Source organism: Actibacterium ureilyticum (genome assembly GCF_002285435.1).
GTDB lineage: Bacteria > Pseudomonadota > Alphaproteobacteria > Rhodobacterales > Rhodobacteraceae > Actibacterium_C > Actibacterium_C ureilyticum.
Genome location: NZ_NSBT01000024.1, coordinates 229,351 through 247,839 on the forward strand (window position 1 = coordinate 229,351; position 18,489 = coordinate 247,839).

Here is an 18,489-nt window from a genome sequence, read left to right on the forward strand (position 1 = left end):
GGGTCCGCTCAGACCGCGTTCGGTGCGGCCTCGCCCGCCAGAACCGCCCGGATATTGTCCAGCGCCATCATGCCCATCGCCTCGCGCACCTCCAGCGCGGCGGTGCCCAGATGCGGCAGCAGCACCGCGTTTTCCAGCGCGATCAGCGCCGGCGGCACCTGCGGCTCGAACTCATAGACATCCAAGCCCGCCCCGGCGATCCGGCCGGTTTGTAGCGCGGCGATCAGCACTTCCTCGTCCACCACATCCCCGCGCGAGATATTGATCAGATGCGCATGGGCTTGCATCGCGGCCAGCACGTCCGGCCCGATCAGATGATGCGTTTCCGGCCCGCCGGGCACCGCCACCACCAGGATATCCACCCCGGCGGCCAGATCGGTCAGGCTGTCCACCTGCGTTGCGGGCACGCCCGGCTCGGCCACGGGCGAGCGGTTGAAGAATTTCACCTGCATCCCGAACCCGTGGTGACAGCGTTTGGCAATCGCCTTGCCGATGCGGCCCATGCCGACGATCCCCACGGTGCGCCCGGTCACGTTCAGCCCCAGCATCTGGGTCGGGTGCCAGCCTGTCCACTGCGCGGCGCGCACCAGCCGCTCCCCCTCGCCCGCGCGGCGGCAGGACATCAGGATCAGCGTCATGGCGATATCGGCAGTGGCATCGGTCACGGCACCGGGTGTGTTCGACACCGCGACACCCGCCGCACGGGCCGCCGCAACGTCGATATGGTTATAGCCAACGCCGAAATTGGCCAGGATCTTGGCCCGCGGATTGGTCAGCCCGTCAAAGGTGCGCGCGGTGAACATATCCCCCAGCGTCGGCATCACCGCGTCATAGATCGTCAACGCCGCGCGCATCTCGCCCGGTTTCATCGGCAGGTTGCTTTCGCGCACCTCGACCTCGGCGATCTCGGCGGCGGCGGCGCGGACACTGTCCGGCATGGGACGGGCAAGCAGGATACGGGCCATCAGAACATCCGCCCCCCGACCGGCACATCCTTGTCGGGCGTCAGCAGCACAACCTCGCCATCCGCGTCGGGCGCGCCCAGCACCAGAACCTCGGACATGAACTTGCCGATCTGGCGCGGCGGGAAGTTCACCACGCCCAGCACCAGCCGCCCGGGCAGGTCCTGGGGCGTGTAATGCACCGTGATCTGGGCCGAGCTTTTCTTCTCGCCGATCTCGGGGCCGAAATCGACCCACAGCTTGATCGCGGGCTTGCGCGCCTCGGGGTAGGGTTCGGCGCGGGTGATGCGGCCCACACGGATATCGACCTTCATGAAGTCGTCGAAGCTCAGGTCATTCATTGCGCCAGCTCCCGGCTGCGGTCGGCGGCGGCCTTGACCGCACGGGTCAGCAGGGCCGGAAAGCCGGTGGTTTCATCCATCAATACATTCAGCGCCGCAGCCGTCGTCCCGCCGGGCGAGGTCACGTTGACGCGCAGCTGCGCCGGATCCTCGTCAGCGGTTTCGGCCAGTTGGCCCGCGCCGCCCACCGTGGCCTTGGCCAGTTGCATCGCCAAGTCTTCCGGCAACCCCTGCGCCACGCCCGCCGCGGCCAGCGTTTCGATCAGGTGAAAGACATAGGCCGGGCCGGACCCCGACACGGCGGTGACCGCATCCATCTGCCCCTCGCCCGCCAACCGCACGGTCTGGCCCACCGCCGACAACAGGGTTTCGGCCAGCTGCATCTGCCCCTCGGCCACCTTTGCATTGCCGATCAGTGCCGTAATTCCGCGCCCCACGGCGGCGGGCGTGTTGGGCATGGCGCGGATGATCGGCGTATCGGCACCCAGCACGGTTTCGAAGGCCGCAATCGGGGTGCCGGCCGCCACGCTCAGAAACAGCGTGTCGCCACCCCCCATCGCCGCCAGTGTCGGCAGCGCGTCGCCCATCATCTGTGGCTTGACCGCCACCAGCACGATGGCGGGCGCGGCGGGCAGGTCGGCGTTCAGATGCAGCCCCTGCCCCTCCAGCCCGCGCAGCCAGTCCGACGGGTTCGGATCGACCACCCAGACAGACGAAGTGGCCAGCCCATTGGCCAGCCACCCCTGCAACATCGCCGAACCCATCTTGCCGCATCCCAGCAGCACCAGGCCCCGTGTCGTGATCGTGTCGAAATCCATGCCTACCCCCGTTCAACTCGGGGGCAGATTAGGCGCGGCCGTAAGCCTCTGCAATGGCGACCTGAAGCGCTTCGTCCGCCGTCTTGTCGGCCCAGGCGACCAGCTGGAACGCGGGATAGAACCGTTCCGACGACCGCACGGCGGCATTGATCAGCCTGTCGATCTGTTCAGGGCTGGCCAGCTGCCCGCCCGCCAGAACCAGACCATAGCGATAGACCATCAGCCGCTGCGCCTCCCAATAGGTGAAGGCGCCCGCCCAGCACATGTCGTTGACCCGGTTCATCGCCTCGTACACCTGGGGCATCTTGTCCTCGGGCGGCTCCATCTCGAAGGTGCAGATCAGGCGCAGCGTCTCGTCATAGCCCGACCAGGCCAGCGTGATCGAATAGGTCCGCCATTGCCCCTCGACCGCCATGGCGATCTGATCATCGGCCACCCGGTCGAAATCCCATTCGTGGTGTTCGGCAAGGTGTTCGACGATGTCGATGGGGTGCAGCTCTTCGGTTTGAAGGAAGTCTTCGGATAGTGACATGCCCGGCCTCTTTGGTTGTAGCAACTTGCGGGTGGCAGCCCACAAGGCTTAGGTGCCTGCTCTAGGATCGGCGGGTATTCCTGCCTGTTCCTACCAGATATGGTGGAAGCAAAGACCACTTGTGTAAAGAAGAATTTTTGTGACGGCCACGGGGTCCGCCGCAATATCTTGTGGATAAGCGTAATTATTGGGCGCGTTAACTTTTGCGGCCCGAAGGGCCCGGGATCAGAGCGTCAGGCCCAGCCAGACAACCCGCCCCAGCGGCGTGATCGCCGCCGCGCCACCGGGCGACAGCACCCGCACCTCGGCCCCCGGCGCGTCACCCGACACCACCAGCAACCCGTCGGGCTGCCAGTGCAGGCGCGCCATCACCACCTGTCCATCATCCAGGAAACACCAGGGCGCGGGCGTGGCCTGACGCGGGGCGGCCTCGTCGATCAGGGCCTGCGCGCCCGCCCCGGCCTGTGCCAGAAGCGACCGGTCGGGGATGATGAACCACAGGCTGTCCGGCGACAGGCCCATCTGCTGCAACTGCGCGTTGGCAAAGGCCACCGGCCCCGCGCCGCGCTGTGCCGACAGCCGGTGCCACGGCACCGGCAGATAACCCGCGCGCAGCGCCTCGGGGCGGTTCAGATCCGACGCCGGGCCATCCTCGGCCATGCCGCGCGCGGCCGGGCCGAACTGTACCGGGATCGACAGATATTCGAACAGCGCCACCAGCCGGTCGAAGCTGGGAATGCGCCCCGCCCGGATGTCGCGCACGAGCCCGTCATGCCCGACCACATCGATCGAGGCTTTCCGGGCAGAGACTTTCTTGCGGATCAGACCGTCCTCGACCAGGGCGCGGATGCGCGCCCCCAGCGCGTCTGATTTTCGGGCATTCAATATCATTGCCGCGCACTCTGGCGAAGCAGGGACGACAAATAAATCCAAATTTAGCGACAAGACGAAAATATCTTGACAACGCAAGATTGATAAATCTTACATGTCATTGACTTGCGCGCAGGGCGGCGCGGGTCTGATCGTTGATTGAACCAGTAAATCGCGCGGCATTTCCCGCGCAGGAGGTAACCCGTGACCTGTCAAACCGTCAGACTCAGCCAGCTCTGCGCGCTGGTCAGCATGGCCGAAAGGCACCAGTACCAGATCCGCAACGGCAAGACCCAGGCGGATCGCGACGCCGCCACGGTTGGGTTCGCGCGCACGCTGGACCAGATTTACAATGAATTGCGCGGGCTGAAGAAAACCGGCACGCTGGATGCGCTGGACATGCTGGTCCACACGCTGGACTGTCAGGCCCTGGGCGACCGGCCGATGTGATCAGCCGGCGGCTTTTTCCAGCGCCTCAATCCGGGCTTTCAGCGCCTCGTTCTCTTCGCGCGCCTTCTGGGCCATCGCGCGCACGGCATCGAATTCCTCGCGCGTGACGAAATCGCGATCGGCCAGCCAGCGGTCGATCAGCCCCTTCATCGCGGTTTCGGCTTCGTCCTTGGCACCCTGCGCCACGCCCATGGCGTTGGTCATCAGCTGGGACATATCCTCGAAAAACTTGTTGCGCGTCTGCATTTCCGCCTCCGGCGTTACATTCGGTTCCTATATGGGCTGCATGGACCCGAAGCTCAAGGTTGACTTCCCCCCCGACCACCCCGAAAGAGGCAGACATGCAGGCCGTCATCCCCTTCCCCGACCTCTCGTCCGAGATCCTCTCGATCAACCTTTTCGGCTTTGAACTGGCGCTGCGCTGGTATGCGCTGGCCTATATCGCGGGCATCCTGCTGGGCTGGCGGCTGGTGCTGCGGCTGGTGAAAACCGACCGGCTGTGGCCCGGCGGCCGCGCGCCGATGACGCCCGATCAGGTCGAAGAGCTGCTGACCTGGGTGATCCTGGGCATCATTCTGGGCGGGCGGCTGGGATTCGTCCTGTTCTACAGGCCCGGTCATTACCTGCAGAACCCCGCCGATATCGTGAAACTGTGGGAAGGCGGCATGGCCTTTCACGGCGGTCTGCTGGGGGTGATGCTGGCGCTGATCCTGTTCTGCCGCAAACACCGGATCGCGCTGTTGTCGACCGCCGATGCGCTGGCCATGGCCACACCGCCGGGGCTGCTGTTCGGGCGGATCGCGAATTTCATCAATGCCGAGTTGTGGGGCCGGCCGTCGGACGTGCCCTGGGCCGTCGTGTTTCCCGGCGAGATGGCGCAATACTGCCCCGGCTGGGATCAGGTGCCTTGCGCGCGCCACCCCTCGCAGCTCTACGAAGCGGGGTTGGAGGGGCTGCTGCTGGGCGCGGTCCTGCTGTTTCTGGTCTATCGCCGGGGCTGGCTGCGGGTGCCCGGCCAGACGGTCGGGCTATTCTTTCTGGGTTATGGGCTGGCGCGGTTTGTCGTCGAATACTTCCGCCAGGCCGACCCGCAATTCATCACGCCCGAGAACCCGCTGGGGCTGGTGCTGCACTGGCACGGCTATGGGATCAGCATGGGCCAGCTGCTGTCGTTGCCGATGGTGGCGCTGGGGCTTGGGCTGATCGCGTTGGCGCGGAAGCGCGCATGACGGCGCTGGCGCAGATCCTGACCCGGCGCATTGCCGCCACCGGGCCGATCACGGTGGCCGATTACATGGCCGAATGCCTGCTGCATCCCGAGCACGGCTATTACAGCACGCGCGACCCCTTTGGCGCGGGCGGCGATTTCACCACCGCGCCCGAGATTAGCCAGATGTTCGGCGAGCTGGTCGGCCTGTTCCTGGCGCAATGCTGGCTGGATCAGGGGCAACCATCCGCCTTTGCCCTGGCCGAGCCGGGGCCGGGGCGCGGCACGCTGATGGCCGACATCCTGCGCGCGACTCGCCACGTGCCCGGCTTTGCCGACGCCGCACAGGTGCACCTGATCGAAGCCTCGCCCACCCTGCGGCAGGTCCAGCGCGACCGGCTGGCGGGCGCCCCCGTCACCTGGCTGGACCGGATCGCGGACCTGCCCGATCTGCCGCTTTATCTGGTGGCCAACGAATTTTTCGACGCCCTGCCGATCCGCCAGTTTCAACGCGACCCGAACGGTTGGCGCGAACGCCAGGTGGGGGTGCAGGACGGCGCGCTGACGCTGGGCCTGTCCGCCCCGGCGCCGCTGGCGGCGCTGGACCACCGGCTGGACGACACGAAACCCGGCGACCTGGTGGAGCTTTGCCCCGCCGCGCCCGGCATCGTGCAGACCATCGCCGAACGGATCGGCGCCCATGGCGGCGTGGCGCTGGTGATCGACTATGGCGACTGGCATTCGCTGGGCGACACGTTGCAGGCCCAGCGCGCGCACAAGCCCGAGGACCCGCTGGCCAGCCCCGGTCAGGCCGATCTGACCGCCCATGTGGATTTTCAGGCACTGGCCCAAGCCGCCACCGGCATCGCCCATACGGAGATGACCCCGCAGGGCGTGTTACTGGAGCGGCTAGGCATCACCGCACGGGCCCAGGCCCTGGCCGAAAAACTCAGCGGTCCGGCGCTGGAGAGCCACATCGCCGCACATCGCCGCTTGACCCACCCGTCAGAAATGGGAACGCTCTTCAAGACACTCGCCCTTTATCCGAACCAGGCCCCTTGTCCCCCGGGATTTGCCCAATGACGCTGGAAATACTGACATCCGACCTGCTTGCGCCGCTGCGCCACGGGTTCTTCACGCGCAAGGGCGGGGCGTCGTCGGGTGTGTTTTCGGGGCTGAATTGCGGGCGCGGCTCGTCCGACCAGACAGAGGCGGTTCTGATCAACCGTGCCCGCGTGGCGGGGGCGATGGGGGCGGAACCCGACGCGCTGGTGTCGCTGAACCAGGTGCATTCGGCCGATGTGATCACCGCCGAATCCGCCCGTGACGCGGCCCCCGACGCCGATGCCGTGGTCACCGCCACGCCCGGTCTGGTGCTGGCGATCCTGACCGCCGATTGCCAGCCGGTGCTGTTCGCCGATCACAAGGCCGGCGTCATCGGCGCGGCCCATGCGGGCTGGCGCGGGGCGCTGGACGGGGTGCTGGAAAACACGCTTCAGGCAATGGAAACCCTGGGCGCCCATCGTGACGACACGGTCGCCGTGATCGGCCCGTCCATCAGCCAGGCCGCGTATGAGGTCGGGCCGGAATTCTTCGACAACTTCATGACCGAAGACCCCGAAAACAGCCGCTTTTTCGCCGGTGGCGGCGGGGACCGGATGATGTTCGACCTGCCCGCCTTCGGGCTGCATCGCCTGCGCCAGGCGGGCATCGGCCAGGCCCAGTGGACGCGCCATTGCACCTATTCCGATCCGGCGCGGTTCTTCTCGTATCGCCGCAGCGTGCACGCGGGCGAGGCCGATTATGGCCGCCTGATCGCAACCATCCGGCTTTAACGGTTCAGCCATTCAATCGCCGCAAGATTGCCGCATTGCCGGGGGTGCCGGTCATGGCCGGGCCGCATTCGCGACCCAGACTGAAAACCGGCGGAAGTTGAATCAAAATGTATTTCTCGGGTCGGGCACCGCGCGCGGCCCTGTCATATGAAAGGGGTCTCATGATGACGACGAAACGCTGGATGGCCTGGGTTCTGCGCGAAAGCAACAAGCCCGTTTTCCTGCCCTGGGCGCGCGCCAACCGCGCCGCCGTGGCGCGGCCCGTGGCGGTGAACCGCACGGCCTGACCGGACATGCACTGTCCTGCCAAAGACCCCTCGCCCGGCGGGGGGTCTTTCGATTCGCCCCATCGGAACGCAGCTGCGGCGGGAATCCCGGGCCCACCCGAAACAATCGGCATTTCGGCTTCGGGATTGGCGGTGCCGTTAAGGCCAATACACGTTAAATTTTGACAGATCCCGATCCAATATCGCAAAATAGCCGACAGTTAATGTCCTTCTGCAACATTCGGTGGGGAATTCCGCAGATGTGACCGGCCCGATAAGGAACGATCGCATGGTTTACCCCCGCCCCGCCGCACATGGTGCGGCTTCTGCCAATATTACCCCCCGCAAGACGCCCTCGGCACGGTTGGAGCATCTGCCCCAGCGCAACACGCCGATCACCCGCCGGTACGAGGTGCGCAGCCTGACGCCCGAGGGGGAACAGGTGGATTTCATGCGCGTCGCCCCCGCCACCCCGGTGTTCGAGGATGCGTTTGCCGGATTCGCCCGGGGCACCTTGTTTTCGACAGAATCCGGCCCCGTCGCGATCGAGGATCTGCAGCCCGGCATGATGCTGGAAACCGGGCGCGCGGGGATGCAGCCGGTCCTGTGGGTCGGCTCGATGACGGTCTATCCCGGCGCGGCGGGCCAGTCGACGGAATCGGCCACGCTGACCCGGATCACCGCCGACAGTTTCGGGCTGGGCCGCCCGATGCCGGACCTGATGCTGGGCGCCCGCGCGCGGCTTTTGTACAAGGGCGCCGGCTGCCAGGAGATGTTCGGCAGCGATGCGGGCTTTGCCCCCGCGCGCGCCTTTGTCGACGGCATCAGCGCGATCCGGATCCAGCCCGCCGCCCCGGTGCGGGTCTATCACCTGGCGTTGCATGGCCAGCAGATCGTGATGGCCAACGGGCTCGAGGTCGAGACCTATCACCCCGGCCAGCACGCCGACATGATGGTCGAGCCCGAGATTCGCGATATCTTTCTGGGGCTGTTCCCGCATGTGCGGTCATTGTCGGATTTCGGCATGATGCCGCTGCCGCGCATGACCGCGTTCGAGCTGGAAAACCTGCGCGCGGGCGTCTGATCAGGCGCTGCGCGACAGCCGCTCTTCCAACACATCGAAGGGAACGCCGGGCTCGTCCTTGGCGCCCCGGATCACCAGCGAGGTCTTGACGCTGCCCACATTGTCGGCGGCGGTCAGCTGTTCGGTCAGAAAGGTCTGGAACGTGCTCAGATCGGGGGCCACGCATTTCAGGATAAAATCGACCTCGCCGTTCAGCATGTGACATTCGCGGACCAGCGGCCAGCCGTCGCAACGTTGTTCAAACGCGCGCAGATCGGCCTCGGCCTGGCTTTGCAGTCCGACCATCGCAAAGACCTGAACCTCGAACCCCAGCTCGCGCGGATCGACATCGGCGTGATAGCCCCGGATGAAGCCTGCCTCCTCCAATGTGCGCACGCGGCGCAGACAGGGCGGGGCCGAAATCCCGACACGCCGCGCCAGCTCGACATTGGTCATCCGCCCATCGGCCTGCAATTCGGCAAGGATCTTGCGGTCGATGGGGTCGAGTTTGGACATGGGCATCCCGGTTCTTTCTCCGAATTTTCGCGGATGATATGTCTGGGGCGATCTGAGCGCAATAATATTTCACGCCGACGCAACAAGTTAAAACGCCCGCCGGAACAGCTTCCCGTGATCGGGGCTTTCATGTCGCGCGCAGGAAACTTATATCGGCCCTCGACACGTATTCCGGGGGAGTCGCTCATGACCGACACGCGCCACACCAAACTGCTTATCATCGGCTCGGGCCCGGCGGGCTATACCGCGGCCGTCTATGGCTCGCGCGCGATGCTGAACCCGATCCTGGTCCAGGGCATCCAGCCGGGCGGTCAGCTGACCATCACGACCGAGGTCGAGAACTGGCCCGGCGAGACCGAGATCCAGGGCCCCGACCTGATGGTCAACATGGAGGCCCACGCCCGCGCCGTCGGTACCGAGATCATCAGCGACCACATCAACGAGATCGACCTGAAAGCGCGCCCGATCGTGGCCAAGGGCGACAGCGGCACGACCTATACCGCCGATGCGGTGATCCTGGCGACCGGTGCCCAGGCGAAATGGCTGGGCCTGCCGTCGGAAGAGAAATTCAAGGGCTTCGGCGTTTCGGCCTGCGCCACCTGCGACGGGTTCTTCTATCGCGGGCAAGAGGTCGTGGTGATCGGCGGCGGCAACACCGCCGTGGAAGAGGCGCTGTTCCTGACCAACTTCGCCAGCAAGGTCACCCTGATCCACCGCCGGGACGAGCTGCGGTCGGAAAAGATCCTGCAGGACCGTCTGTTCAAAAACCCCAAGGTCGAGATCCTGTGGAACCACCAGGTCGACGAGGTCATCGGGACCGAGGCGCCGCTGGGCGTCGAAGGGGTGCGCGCCAAGCATGTCGAAACCGGCGAAATCACCGAGGTTCCGTGCAAGGGCTTCTTTGTCGCCATCGGCCACGCGCCCGCGTCGGAACTGGTCAAGGACCAGCTGGAAACCCATATGGGCGGCTATGTGGTGACCAAACCCGATAGCACCGAAACCTCGATCCCCGGTGTCTTTGCCGCGGGCGACCTGACCGACCACAAGTATCGCCAGGCGGTGACCAGCGCCGGCATGGGCTGCATGGCCGCGCTGGAAGCCGAACGCTACCTGGCCGAGCAGGAATAAGCCCATGCAGGGCAGCATCGTCTTCAACGGGCGGTGCTGGTGGATGACATTCCTGGCCCGGGCGGGCGATGTGCTCGCCCCGGCCACCGCGCCCGAAGGGCGGTCACACCATGGCGGGCAGCGGGCGATCTATCTGTCGACCAGCCGCGCGGGCACGGTTCTGGGCACCCGCCGCTATATGCGCCCGGACGACCCGCCGCGCGCGATCTTTCCGCTGAACGTCCGAAACGCCCGTATCGTCGATCTGCGCGACCCCGTGGCCACCGCCCGGCTGGGGATCGACACGACACATCGCGCCATCGACTGGCACAGCCTGCGCGCCCTTGGCCAGCCCTCGCCCACATGGGCGATCAGCGACCGGGTGCGCGCATTGGGGCTGGACGGGATGCTTTATGCCTCGAGCGCCGAACCCGCCCGCACCCACCTGACCCTGTTTCGCTGGAACGCAGACGGCGCCGCCCAACTGACCCGCGCCGGACCGCCCCGGCCCTGGCCACAGCCCACCTGACAACAAAGCCGCGCACCGGGCGCGATTGTCGCAGATGCCGCGTTGCAGCATTGCAACGGATGGGCGATTCCGCCCCTTCGGGCAATTAGGGCTTTGCCTTGGCGCCCGCTTATGCGATGTGTTCACGCGTGAACACATTTTGAGTCGCCAGTTATGACGTCGCCAGTGACAAAACCCATTTCGGCCGAGGAAGACCAGCTCTTCCGGCTTCTGCGTCAGCTCGATACGGCGCCAGAGGCCTCGCAGCGTGCGACCGCGGCCGCGATCGGGATCTCGCTGGGGCGTCTGAACGCACTTCTGCGCACCGCCGCCGATGCCGGTCTGATCAAGATCAGCGAACGCGCGGGCCCCGACAAGCGTCAACGCTTTGCCTATGCGTTGACGCCCCGGGGCGGGGCGGAAAAAGCGCGGCTCACAGATCGTTTCCTTGCTGGCAAGCTGGCCGAATACGACGCCTTGCATGCCGAGCTTACCGGAACCAACAGCGGACTGGTTCCGCTCAAACACAGGACCCACCTCATGGAAAACAACCTCGCGCCGATCCCCGAGCTTTACGTGTCTTACGAAAGCGCCCAGAAGCTGAAGATGGAGGCCGCCGAGCTGCCCAGCTGGGACCTGACCCCGCGCCAGATCTGCGACCTGGAACTGCTGATGAATGGCGGCTTCTACCCGCTCAAGGGCTTCCTGACCCAGGACGATTACGAAGGCGTCGTGGAAAACATGCGCACCAAGGATGGCGCGCTGTGGCCGATGCCGATCACGCTGGACGTGACCCAGGACTTCGCCGACAGCATCGAACCGGGTCAGGACATCGCCCTGCGCGACCAGGAAGGCGTGATCCTGGCCATCCTGTCGATCACCGACAAATACCTGCCCAACAAGGCGCGCGAGGCTGAAAAGGTCTATGGCGCCGACGATCTGGCGCATCCGGCGGTGAACTATCTGCACAACGTGGCTGGCCCCGTCTATCTGGGTGGTCCGGTGACCGGCATCCAGCAGCCCGTGCACTACGATTTCCGCGCCCGCCGCGACACGCCCAACGAGCTGCGCGCCTATTTCCGCAAGCTGGGCTGGCGCCGCATCGTGGCCTTCCAGACCCGCAACCCGCTGCACCGCGCGCACCAGGAACTGACCTTCCGCGCGGCCAAGGAAGCCCAGGCCAACCTGCTGATCCACCCCGTTGTCGGCATGACCAAACCGGGCGATGTCGATCACTTCACCCGCGTGCGCTGCTACGAGGCGGTGCTGGACAAATACCCGGCTTCGACCACCACCATGTCGCTGCTGAACCTGGCGATGCGCATGGCCGGCCCGCGCGAGGCCGTCTGGCACGGACTGATCCGGAAAAACCACGGCTGCACCCACATGATCGTCGGCCGCGACCACGCCGGCCCCGGCAAGAACAGCGCCGGTGACGATTTCTATGGCCCCTATGACGCGCAGGACCTGTTCCGCGAACACCAGGAAGAAATCGGCATCGAAATGGTCGATTTCAAACACATGGTCTATGTCCAGGAACGCGCCCAGTACGAACCCAATGACGAGATCGAGGATCGCGACAACGTCACCATCCTGAACATCTCGGGCACCGAACTGCGCCGCCGCCTGGCCGAGGGGCTGGAAATCCCCGAATGGTTCAGCTTCCCCGAAGTGGTCCGCGAACTGCGCCGCACCAAGCCGCCGCGCAGCCAACAGGGCTTCACCGTGTTCTTCACCGGTCTCTCCGGCTCGGGCAAATCCACCATCGCCAACGCGCTGATGGTCAAGCTGATGGAAATGGGCGGCCGCCCGGTGACGCTGCTGGACGGCGACGTGGTGCGCAAACACCTGTCGTCGGAACTGGGCTTCTCCAAGGAACACCGCGACATCAACATCAAACGCATCGGCTATGTCGCCTCGGAAATCACCAAGAACGGCGGTATCGCGATCTGCGCGCCCATCGCGCCCTATACCGCGACCCGCCGTGCCGTGCGCGAGATGATCGAAGCCTATGGCGCCTTCACCGAGGTGCACGTGGCCACCAGCCTGGAAGAATGCGAGCGCCGCGACCGCAAGGGGCTCTACAAGCTGGCCCGCGAAGGCAAGATCAAGGAATTCACCGGGATCTCGGACCCCTACGAAACCCCTGAAAACGCCGAGCTGGTCGTCAACACCGAAGGTGTGGATGTCGACAACTGCGCGCATCAGGTGATCCTGAAGCTGGAAAGCATGGGGCTGATCGCCGCGCAATAACACGCGCGCGCCCCCCGAAAACACCAAACCGCCGCAGCACCCTGCGGCGGTTTTTTCATGCCTTGTTTCTTCTTGGTGCAAATATCCCGGGGTTTGGGGCAGCGCCCCAAATGCAACCGGTCACAGCAGCAGATCGCCCGACATCAGCACCCGCCCCTGTCCACCGACACGAATACCGGTGATCGCATCGCGCGGCCCCAGAACGGCAACCCGCGCCTGTCCGGGGCGGCCCATGTGGTGGCCCTGTTCGGCGGTGAATTCCGGCCCTTCGATCAGCCCGTGATGCCACAGATAGGCCGCCATGCAGCCGGTGGCCGAGCCGGTGAACGGATCCTCGGCCGGGCTGGGCGGGGCCATCAGCAATCGGCTGAACGTGTCGCCCGCCGGTGTCGCGCCCTCGCGCGTCACAAGGAACGGCTCCATCAGGTCGGCGCGCCCCTCGCCGCTGACCGCGCGGAACGCGTGCAGCGCATCGATATCCAGAACCGCCCGCCGCAGCGCATCTTGCCCACGCAGCAACGTGATGCAAAAGGGCGTGCCGGTCGACACGATCTGCGGGCGGCCGATCACGTCGCCCGCCGCCAGCCCATAGATCGCGGCGATCTCGGCCGGATCGAATGTCGGGCCAAAGACCGGCGCGGCCTGGGTCATGGTGATGATATCGGCCCCATCCCTGCGTACCACCTCGATCGGCAACACACCTGCGCCGACCTCCAGCGTGAAGCGCGCAGCACCTGTCGACATATCGACCAGCCCGCGATGGATCAGCGATGCGACGGTGGCAATGGTCGGGTGGCCGGCCATCGGAATCTCGCGGTCGGTCAGGTAATAGCGCGCCCCGAAATCGGCCCGCTCGGACCCCACCAAAAAAGCACATTCCGAAAGCGAGGTTTCGCGGACCAGCGCCAGGCGGTCCTCAAGCGGCAGCGCCGCGGCGTCATGCACCACGGCGCAGGCATTGCCGCCAAAGGGACGGTCGGTAAAGGCATCGACCCAGTCACAGGCCAGATGCCGCATCAGTGGACGGGCACCGGCGCCATGTCGTTCTGGCGCGCCAGGATGAACGCCATCCGGCGGTCGGCGACCAGCGCCAGGCGTTCGCCGCTGGCGTCATGCACCGCATAAAGCTGTTCGGCGCCTTGGGCCTGCTCCTGCACCTCGGCGGGCAGATCGGCCACATTCACGGCACGGACATAGACGATGCGATCCGCGCCGGTGTCATTGAAATCATATTTCGTATTCATCTCACGACCTCCTTACGCTTGCTTGTTGATCTGGATGGTCTGCACGACCGTTTCAGGCTGCGCACGTTCCAGATCCACATGCAAAAGCCCGTTTTCCATCGTCGCCCCCACCACGTCGACCCCGTCGGCCATCACGAAGGACCGCTGGAATTGCCGCCCGGCAATGCCGCGATGCAGGAAGACACGGTCGCCCTCGTCCTCGGGCTGGCGGCCACGGATCACCAATTGCCGGTCCTCGACCGTGATCGACATGTCCTCGTCGCGGAACCCCGCCACGGCCAGCGTGATGCGATAGGCATGATCGCGCGTCTGTTCGATATTGAAGGGCGGATAGCCTTCGTTCCCGGATTTCGCGGTCCGTTCCACGAGGCGTTCCAATTGCTCGAACCCCAGCAGGAACGGGTGCGAGCCAAGCGTCAGTTTCGTCATGCGGCAAGTCCTAAAGTCAGCGACACCGTGTATTCGGCCCCGATTGCGGCGACCTGTTGAAAATATGGGGCCGCGCCGGGCCTGCTGCAAGGGCGGCCTTTGCGCAAGGGCCGAAAAACGCTATCGTAACCACTCTGACGACCAACCGACTCAGGCAGGGCATGAACGTTTCCAGCGAAATGAACAGCGAAGAGGTGCTGCGCGTGAAGCTCGAGGTGCTGCGCCGCGAACATCGCGACCTGGACGACGCCATCCAGGCGATGGAAGATCGCGGCAGCCCGGCCGATCAGTTCGCCATCAAACGTCTGAAAAAGCGCAAACTGACGCTGAAGGACGTGATCTCGGCCATCGAAGATCAGCTGATCCCCGACATCATTGCGTAACCGATTGATCCGGCTATAGTGCGCGCTCGCGAAGAACGGACGAGGGCAGGATGAGCAAACCGTGCGTGGGCATCATCATGGGCAGCCAATCGGACTGGCCTACCATGAAGGAAGCCGCAGATATTCTGGATCAGCTCGATGTGCCGTTCGAGGCGCGCATCGTCTCGGCCCACCGCACGCCGGACCGGCTGTGGGATTACGGCAAATCCGCCGTCGATCGCGGGCTGAAGGTGATCATCGCGGGCGCGGGCGGTGCGGCGCATCTGCCCGGCATGATGGCCAGCAAGACGCGCGTGCCGGTGATCGGCGTGCCCGTGCAGACCAAGGCGCTGTCGGGTGTCGACAGCCTGTATTCCATTGTGCAGATGCCTAAGGGGTTCCCCGTGGCCACCATGGCCATCGGCGCGGCGGGCGCGGCCAATGCGGGCCTGATGGCGGCGGGCATCCTGGCGGTATCGGACGATGCGCTGGCCGCCCGGCTGGATGCCTGGCGCGACGCGCTGTCGGCCTCGATCCCCGAGGAGCCGCAGGATGACTGAGCCGCTTCCCACCGGCGCCACCATCGGCATTCTGGGCGGCGGCCAGCTGGGCCGCATGCTGTCGGTCGCGGCGTCCCGCCTGGGCCTGCGCAGCCATATATTCGAGCCGGGCGCCAACCCGCCCGCTGGCGACGTGGCCCATGCCGTGACCACCGCGCCTTACGAGGACGAGGCCGCCCTGCGCGCCTTTGCCCAAAGCGTCGATGTCATCACCTATGAGTTCGAGAACATCCCCGTCGCGGCGCTCGACCTGCTGGAAACCCTGCGCAAGGTGCGCCCGGGCCGCGATGCCCTGCGCGTCAGCCAGGACCGGCTGATCGAAAAGGCGTTCCTGACCGATCTGGGTCTGACCACCGCGCCCTTCGCCGCCGTCGATGATGCGGTCGACCTGGCCGAGGCCGTTGAGGAAATCGGCCTGCCCGCGATCCTGAAGACCCGCCGCTTCGGCTATGACGGCAAGGGACAGGCGCGGCTGAACAGCCCCGATGACGCCGCCACCGCATTGGCCGACATGGCCGGTGCCCCCGCGATCCTGGAAGGGTTCGTCGATTTCAGCCACGAGGTTTCGGTCATCGCCGCACGCGGGGCCACGGGCGAGGTCGCCTGTTTCGATCCGGGCGAGAATGTTCACAAGGCCGGCATCCTGCACACCACCACCCTGCCCGCGCGGCTGACATCGGCGCAGCGCACCGATGCGGTGCTGCTGGCGGGCAAGATCCTGACCCATCTGAAATATGTGGGCGTGATGGGGGTGGAGCTGTTCGTGACACCCGCCGGGCTGGTCGTGAACGAGATCGCCCCGCGTGTCCACAATTCCGGCCACTGGACCCAGAACGGCTGTGTCATCGACCAGTTCGAACAGCATATCCGCGCTGTCGCGGGCTGGCCGCTGGGCGACGGCTCGCGCCATTCGGATGTGCAGATGCTGAACCTGATCGGCGATGACATGGACCAGGTGCCGGAGCTTGCCCGCGACCCGGCGGTTGCGCTGCATCTTTACGGCAAGGCGGATGTGAAACCGGGCCGCAAGATGGGCCACGCCAACCGGGTGCTGGGGCCGAAATCGGCGTAAGGCGTCAGTCCGCCATCGCGCGGATCACATCGGTCAGCGTCAGATCCTGCTGAAACGCGCCATGGGACAGGAAATGTTCCACCTGCGCGATGACGACCGGATCCATCATCATGAAGGTATGCGTCACCGGCAGGGTGATGTGGTCGCGCATGCCCGGCACGGCGGTCCGCGCGACCGCCACCTTGCCATCGTCGCGCCCCGGGATCATCGCGGAATAGACCGGGTTCATCGACTGCGCCCCCGCAATCACGCCCAGATCGAAATCGACCGCCGGCAAGCGGTTCGGCACGCTGTCGGGTCCGGTGCCCAGCTCCAGCCCTGCCGGGCCGTTCACCCATTCGAATGGCGGCAGCCCGCCCAGCCGGTCGACCAGCTCTGACCCGCCATTGGGCGGCCCCATCATCACCACGCGGCCCAGATTGGCCGGGCGCCCCTCGGCCAGCCAGTCGCGCAGGATGATCCCGCCCATGGAGTGGGTGACGAAATGCACAGGCTCCGTCCGGCCGCAGCGCGCCGCGCCGATTTCGGCCGCTGTGCTCAGCGCATCGATGGGCGCGGTGGTGGACGGATAGGATTGGTTGACGGTGCGATAGCCCGCGGCCTCCAGCCGGTTGGCCATCACGACCATCGATCCCGACCCACGGGCCAGCCCATGCAGCAACACGACACAATCGGCCAGTACGGCCTGGGGCAAAAACAACAGCACAAGGGTCAGAAACACACGCATCCTTCCAAGTTAGGGATTTCGCCCGCGATTACGAGGTAAGGCTTGCCTGACCCCGGCGATGGCGACAGGCTGCGCGCATGACCGATCCCAGCCCGCGACTGGCCGCCCGCGCCGTCATCCTGCACGAAAACCGCCTGTTGCTGGTCAACGCCTATCCCGGCGGGCAAAGCGACCTGTGGTGTGCCCCCGGCGGCGGGGTGGCGCGCGGACATTCCCTGCCCGACACCCTGACGCGCGAGGTATATGAGGAAACCGGTTTGCGCATCGATGTCGGCACGCCCTGTCTGGTCAATGAATTCCACAACCCCGATGACGGGTTTCACCAGGTCGAGGTGTTCTTTCGCGCCACGATCCGCTCCGGCAAACTGGACGACACATGGCGCGACCCCGAAGGGATCGTGAACCGCCGCCGCTTGGTCAGCCGGGATGAAATGGCGGGCCTGCGGTTCAAACCCGACAGCCTGCCAGCGGTTGCATGGGGTGACGCGCCGCTGCGTTATGACCCGCTGGAACGGCTGGTGAAATAGGGGCCCGCCAGCCCCACCGCCACGCCGCCCAGCACCAGCAGCGCCGCCAGCACCGCGCGCAGGCCCACAGGCTCCGCCAGAAACACCCAGCCCGCAGCCAGCGCGATCACCGGCACGCTCAACTGCGCCAGCGCCCCGCGTGTCGCGCCCAGCGGCGGCAGGATCGCGTACCACAGCGCATAGCCCATCCCCGATGTCACCGCGCCCGAGATCACCGCCAATGCCACGCCGCGCGGGGTGATCGCCGCGTCCCAGCCGTAAAGCGCCAGAACCGGCAGGCTGGCCAGCAGGGCCCAGACGAAATTCACCGATGTCGCCGCCAGCGGATCGCGCACCACCCGCCCGCGCAGCGAATAGACACCCCAGCCGATCGCGGCCAGCGCCATCAGCCCCGCCCCCACGGGCGAAATCGGCCCGCCCGCGCCGGGCGCGAACAGCAGCCCCAGACCACCCAAAGAGATCGCCGCGCCCAGCCAGCGGGCCAGCGGCGCCCGCTCGCCGCCCAGCACCGCGCCGCCGAACATGGTGATCTGCACGCCGCCGAACAGGATCAGCGCGCCCAGCCCCGCCGGCAGGCTGACATAGGCAAAGGAAAACCCCAGCATATAGGCCCAAAGCCCCGCCACCGCGCGCGGGTCGGCACGCGGCTGCCAGACCAGCCGCCTTTCGCGCAGCGCCAGCAGGATCAGCAGCATCGCCGCCCCCGCCGCCAACCGAATGCTGGCAAACTGCGCCGGGCCGATCCCCTGATCGCTGAGCGCGGCCCGGTTCAGCAGCGAATTCGCGGCAAAGGCGCTCATGGTCAGAAATCCCAACAACAACAGCCGCATCGCCGCCCCT

The 18,489-nt window shown here is 65.9% G+C and carries 25 protein-coding genes; 13 read left to right on the forward strand and 12 right to left on the reverse strand.

The features are described 5' to 3' along the window. Nucleotides 1-8: 8 nt before the first annotated feature. The 5 genes from CLM60_RS07185 to CLM60_RS07205 all read right to left on the reverse strand — a co-directional run bounded on the left by CLM60_RS07185 (nucleotide 9) and on the right by CLM60_RS07205 (nucleotide 3,544). Nucleotides 9-965, reverse strand: coding sequence for a 2-hydroxyacid dehydrogenase (locus CLM60_RS07185; protein WP_095588481.1), 957 nt, complete (start codon nucleotides 963-965; stop codon nucleotides 9-11). Beyond that, on the reverse strand, nucleotides 965-1,303 hold the full coding sequence (locus tag CLM60_RS07190; RefSeq protein WP_095588482.1) for a tRNA-binding protein: 339 nt from the start codon (nucleotides 1,301-1,303) through the stop codon (nucleotides 965-967). Before CLM60_RS07190 ends, CLM60_RS07185 begins: the two co-directional genes overlap by 1 nt. Next, a complete protein-coding gene (gene proC, locus CLM60_RS07195; protein ID WP_095588483.1) occupies nucleotides 1,300-2,121 on the reverse strand; it encodes a pyrroline-5-carboxylate reductase in 822 nt (273 codons plus the stop codon). Before proC ends, CLM60_RS07190 begins: the two co-directional genes overlap by 4 nt. A gap of 28 nt (nucleotides 2,122-2,149) precedes the next feature. Continuing rightward, a complete protein-coding gene (locus CLM60_RS07200; RefSeq protein ID WP_095588484.1) occupies nucleotides 2,150-2,653 on the reverse strand; it encodes a type III secretion system chaperone family protein in 504 nt (167 codons plus the stop codon). Nucleotides 2,654-2,878: 225 nt separating this feature from the next. Continuing rightward, nucleotides 2,879-3,544 (reverse strand): hypothetical protein, encoded by a 666-nt coding sequence (locus tag CLM60_RS07205; protein ID WP_095588485.1) that lies wholly within the window; start codon nucleotides 3,542-3,544, stop codon nucleotides 2,879-2,881. A gap of 183 nt (nucleotides 3,545-3,727) precedes the next feature. Here CLM60_RS07205 and CLM60_RS07210 point away from each other — a divergent pair, with 183 nt between their 5' ends. Further along, complete coding sequence (locus tag CLM60_RS07210) at nucleotides 3,728-3,973, forward strand: hypothetical protein (protein ID WP_141246478.1); 246 nt, start codon at nucleotides 3,728-3,730, stop codon at nucleotides 3,971-3,973. Here the strand turns inward: CLM60_RS07210 and CLM60_RS07215 are convergent, their stop codons facing one another. Then, nucleotides 3,974-4,219: an accessory factor UbiK family protein gene (locus tag CLM60_RS07215; RefSeq protein ID WP_095588487.1), complete on the reverse strand. Its 246-nt coding sequence runs from the start codon at nucleotides 4,217-4,219 to the stop codon at nucleotides 3,974-3,976. A gap of 95 nt (nucleotides 4,220-4,314) precedes the next feature. Between CLM60_RS07215 and lgt the strand changes: the two genes are divergently transcribed. The 5 genes from lgt to CLM60_RS07235 all read left to right on the forward strand — a co-directional run bounded on the left by lgt (nucleotide 4,315) and on the right by CLM60_RS07235 (nucleotide 8,365). After that, nucleotides 4,315-5,202 (forward strand): prolipoprotein diacylglyceryl transferase, encoded by an 888-nt coding sequence (gene lgt, locus CLM60_RS07220; RefSeq protein WP_095588488.1) that lies wholly within the window; start codon nucleotides 4,315-4,317, stop codon nucleotides 5,200-5,202. Then, nucleotides 5,199-6,263 carry a class I SAM-dependent methyltransferase gene (locus CLM60_RS07225; protein WP_095588489.1) on the forward strand — a complete coding sequence of 355 codons (1,065 nt, stop codon included), beginning with the start codon at nucleotides 5,199-5,201 and terminating at the stop codon, nucleotides 6,261-6,263. The genes lgt and CLM60_RS07225 overlap by 4 nt, the downstream gene beginning before the upstream one ends. Further along, complete coding sequence (gene pgeF, locus CLM60_RS07230; protein WP_095588490.1) at nucleotides 6,260-7,015, forward strand: peptidoglycan editing factor PgeF; 756 nt, start codon at nucleotides 6,260-6,262, stop codon at nucleotides 7,013-7,015. The genes CLM60_RS07225 and pgeF overlap by 4 nt, the downstream gene beginning before the upstream one ends. Before the next feature lie 164 nt (nucleotides 7,016-7,179). Then, nucleotides 7,180-7,302, forward strand: coding sequence for a hypothetical protein (locus CLM60_RS21315; RefSeq protein ID WP_281256668.1), 123 nt, complete (start codon nucleotides 7,180-7,182; stop codon nucleotides 7,300-7,302). Between the two features lie 268 nt (nucleotides 7,303-7,570). Then, a complete protein-coding gene (locus CLM60_RS07235; RefSeq protein ID WP_095588491.1) occupies nucleotides 7,571-8,365 on the forward strand; it encodes a Hint domain-containing protein in 795 nt (264 codons plus the stop codon). Here the strand turns inward: CLM60_RS07235 and CLM60_RS07240 are convergent, their stop codons facing one another. Continuing rightward, nucleotides 8,366-8,866 (reverse strand): Lrp/AsnC family transcriptional regulator, encoded by a 501-nt coding sequence (locus CLM60_RS07240; protein ID WP_095588492.1) that lies wholly within the window; start codon nucleotides 8,864-8,866, stop codon nucleotides 8,366-8,368. It abuts the gene before it with no gap. Nucleotides 8,867-9,046: 180 nt separating this feature from the next. Here CLM60_RS07240 and trxB point away from each other — a divergent pair, with 180 nt between their 5' ends. From trxB to CLM60_RS07255, 3 genes are all read left to right on the forward strand, one after another. After that, a complete protein-coding gene (trxB, locus tag CLM60_RS07245) occupies nucleotides 9,047-9,988 on the forward strand; it encodes a thioredoxin-disulfide reductase (RefSeq protein ID WP_095588493.1) in 942 nt (313 codons plus the stop codon). Between the two features lie 4 nt (nucleotides 9,989-9,992). Beyond that, nucleotides 9,993-10,496: an RES family NAD+ phosphorylase gene (locus tag CLM60_RS07250; protein WP_095588494.1), complete on the forward strand. Its 504-nt coding sequence runs from the start codon at nucleotides 9,993-9,995 to the stop codon at nucleotides 10,494-10,496. A gap of 153 nt (nucleotides 10,497-10,649) precedes the next feature. Then, on the forward strand, nucleotides 10,650-12,728 hold the full coding sequence (locus tag CLM60_RS07255) for a bifunctional sulfate adenylyltransferase/adenylylsulfate kinase (RefSeq protein ID WP_095588495.1): 2,079 nt from the start codon (nucleotides 10,650-10,652) through the stop codon (nucleotides 12,726-12,728). A gap of 120 nt (nucleotides 12,729-12,848) precedes the next feature. Here CLM60_RS07255 and CLM60_RS07260 read toward each other — a convergent pair whose 3' ends face one another. From CLM60_RS07260 to CLM60_RS07270, 3 genes are read right to left on the reverse strand one after another with little or no spacing between them, the layout of a single operon-like run. Continuing rightward, complete coding sequence (locus CLM60_RS07260) at nucleotides 12,849-13,745, reverse strand: PhzF family phenazine biosynthesis protein (protein ID WP_095588496.1); 897 nt, start codon at nucleotides 13,743-13,745, stop codon at nucleotides 12,849-12,851. Beyond that, nucleotides 13,745-13,972: a DUF1150 family protein gene (locus CLM60_RS07265; protein ID WP_095588497.1), complete on the reverse strand. Its 228-nt coding sequence runs from the start codon at nucleotides 13,970-13,972 to the stop codon at nucleotides 13,745-13,747. The genes CLM60_RS07260 and CLM60_RS07265 overlap by 1 nt, the downstream gene beginning before the upstream one ends. 12 nt (nucleotides 13,973-13,984) lie before the next feature. After that, on the reverse strand, nucleotides 13,985-14,401 hold the full coding sequence (locus tag CLM60_RS07270; protein ID WP_095588498.1) for an Hsp20 family protein: 417 nt from the start codon (nucleotides 14,399-14,401) through the stop codon (nucleotides 13,985-13,987). A 161-nt stretch (nucleotides 14,402-14,562) separates the two neighbouring features. Here CLM60_RS07270 and CLM60_RS07275 point away from each other — a divergent pair, with 161 nt between their 5' ends. The 3 genes from CLM60_RS07275 to CLM60_RS07285 are packed head-to-tail and all read left to right on the forward strand — an operon-like array spanning nucleotide 14,563 to nucleotide 16,395. Beyond that, nucleotides 14,563-14,784 carry a YdcH family protein gene (locus CLM60_RS07275; protein WP_095588499.1) on the forward strand — a complete coding sequence of 74 codons (222 nt, stop codon included), beginning with the start codon at nucleotides 14,563-14,565 and terminating at the stop codon, nucleotides 14,782-14,784. 50 nt (nucleotides 14,785-14,834) lie between these two features. Further along, nucleotides 14,835-15,323, forward strand: coding sequence for a 5-(carboxyamino)imidazole ribonucleotide mutase (gene purE / locus CLM60_RS07280; RefSeq protein WP_095588500.1), 489 nt, complete (start codon nucleotides 14,835-14,837; stop codon nucleotides 15,321-15,323). Next, complete coding sequence (locus CLM60_RS07285; RefSeq protein ID WP_095588501.1) at nucleotides 15,316-16,395, forward strand: 5-(carboxyamino)imidazole ribonucleotide synthase; 1,080 nt, start codon at nucleotides 15,316-15,318, stop codon at nucleotides 16,393-16,395. Before purE ends, CLM60_RS07285 begins: the two co-directional genes overlap by 8 nt. A 4-nt stretch (nucleotides 16,396-16,399) precedes the next feature. On the opposite strand, the gene CLM60_RS07290 is transcribed toward CLM60_RS07285, so the two are convergent. Next, nucleotides 16,400-17,122 carry a lipase family protein gene (locus CLM60_RS07290; RefSeq protein WP_095588502.1) on the reverse strand — a complete coding sequence of 241 codons (723 nt, stop codon included), beginning with the start codon at nucleotides 17,120-17,122 and terminating at the stop codon, nucleotides 16,400-16,402. Nucleotides 17,123-17,199: 77 nt separating this feature from the next. Here CLM60_RS07290 and CLM60_RS07295 point away from each other — a divergent pair, with 77 nt between their 5' ends. Beyond that, complete coding sequence (locus CLM60_RS07295) at nucleotides 17,200-17,649, forward strand: NUDIX domain-containing protein (protein ID WP_095588503.1); 450 nt, start codon at nucleotides 17,200-17,202, stop codon at nucleotides 17,647-17,649. On the opposite strand, the gene CLM60_RS07300 is transcribed toward CLM60_RS07295, so the two are convergent. Beyond that, on the reverse strand, nucleotides 17,619-18,479 hold the full coding sequence (locus CLM60_RS07300) for a DMT family transporter (protein WP_095588504.1): 861 nt from the start codon (nucleotides 18,477-18,479) through the stop codon (nucleotides 17,619-17,621). The genes CLM60_RS07295 and CLM60_RS07300 overlap by 31 nt on opposite strands. Nucleotides 18,480-18,489 lie beyond the last annotated feature (10 nt).

Excerpts from the sequence above, each read along its gene's own strand:
- CLM60_RS07265 (WP_095588497.1), bottom strand. The coding sequence starts at position 13,972 with ATGAATACGAAATATGATTTCAATGACACCGGCGCGGATCGCATCGTC.
- CLM60_RS07295 (WP_095588503.1), top strand. The coding sequence starts at position 17,200 with ATGACCGATCCCAGCCCGCGACTGGCCGCCCGCGCCGTCATCCTGCAC.
- CLM60_RS07215 (WP_095588487.1), bottom strand. The coding sequence starts at position 4,219 with ATGCAGACGCGCAACAAGTTTTTCGAGGATATGTCCCAGCTGATGACC.
- CLM60_RS07250 (WP_095588494.1), top strand. The coding sequence starts at position 9,993 with ATGCAGGGCAGCATCGTCTTCAACGGGCGGTGCTGGTGGATGACATTC.
- CLM60_RS07235 (WP_095588491.1), top strand. The coding sequence starts at position 7,571 with ATGGTTTACCCCCGCCCCGCCGCACATGGTGCGGCTTCTGCCAATATT.
- CLM60_RS07190 (WP_095588482.1), bottom strand. The coding sequence starts at position 1,303 with ATGAATGACCTGAGCTTCGACGACTTCATGAAGGTCGATATCCGTGTG.
- CLM60_RS07260 (WP_095588496.1), bottom strand. The coding sequence starts at position 13,745 with ATGCGGCATCTGGCCTGTGACTGGGTCGATGCCTTTACCGACCGTCCC.
- CLM60_RS07285 (WP_095588501.1), top strand. The coding sequence starts at position 15,316 with ATGACTGAGCCGCTTCCCACCGGCGCCACCATCGGCATTCTGGGCGGC.
- lgt (WP_095588488.1), top strand. The coding sequence starts at position 4,315 with ATGCAGGCCGTCATCCCCTTCCCCGACCTCTCGTCCGAGATCCTCTCG.
- CLM60_RS07255 (WP_095588495.1), top strand. The coding sequence starts at position 10,650 with ATGACGTCGCCAGTGACAAAACCCATTTCGGCCGAGGAAGACCAGCTC.
- CLM60_RS07200 (WP_095588484.1), bottom strand. The coding sequence starts at position 2,653 with ATGTCACTATCCGAAGACTTCCTTCAAACCGAAGAGCTGCACCCCATC.
- CLM60_RS07270 (WP_095588498.1), bottom strand. The coding sequence starts at position 14,401 with ATGACGAAACTGACGCTTGGCTCGCACCCGTTCCTGCTGGGGTTCGAG.
- CLM60_RS07290 (WP_095588502.1), bottom strand. The coding sequence starts at position 17,122 with ATGCGTGTGTTTCTGACCCTTGTGCTGTTGTTTTTGCCCCAGGCCGTA.
- CLM60_RS07225 (WP_095588489.1), top strand. The coding sequence starts at position 5,199 with ATGACGGCGCTGGCGCAGATCCTGACCCGGCGCATTGCCGCCACCGGG.
- CLM60_RS07205 (WP_095588485.1), bottom strand. The coding sequence starts at position 3,544 with ATGATATTGAATGCCCGAAAATCAGACGCGCTGGGGGCGCGCATCCGC.
- CLM60_RS21315 (WP_281256668.1), top strand. The coding sequence starts at position 7,180 with ATGACGACGAAACGCTGGATGGCCTGGGTTCTGCGCGAAAGCAACAAG.
- pgeF (WP_095588490.1), top strand. The coding sequence starts at position 6,260 with ATGACGCTGGAAATACTGACATCCGACCTGCTTGCGCCGCTGCGCCAC.
- purE (WP_095588500.1), top strand. The coding sequence starts at position 14,835 with ATGAGCAAACCGTGCGTGGGCATCATCATGGGCAGCCAATCGGACTGG.
- CLM60_RS07275 (WP_095588499.1), top strand. The coding sequence starts at position 14,563 with ATGAACGTTTCCAGCGAAATGAACAGCGAAGAGGTGCTGCGCGTGAAG.
- CLM60_RS07300 (WP_095588504.1), bottom strand. The coding sequence starts at position 18,479 with ATGCGGCTGTTGTTGTTGGGATTTCTGACCATGAGCGCCTTTGCCGCG.
- proC (WP_095588483.1), bottom strand. The coding sequence starts at position 2,121 with ATGGATTTCGACACGATCACGACACGGGGCCTGGTGCTGCTGGGATGC.
- trxB (WP_095588493.1), top strand. The coding sequence starts at position 9,047 with ATGACCGACACGCGCCACACCAAACTGCTTATCATCGGCTCGGGCCCG.
- CLM60_RS07240 (WP_095588492.1), bottom strand. The coding sequence starts at position 8,866 with ATGCCCATGTCCAAACTCGACCCCATCGACCGCAAGATCCTTGCCGAA.
- CLM60_RS07185 (WP_095588481.1), bottom strand. The coding sequence starts at position 965 with ATGGCCCGTATCCTGCTTGCCCGTCCCATGCCGGACAGTGTCCGCGCC.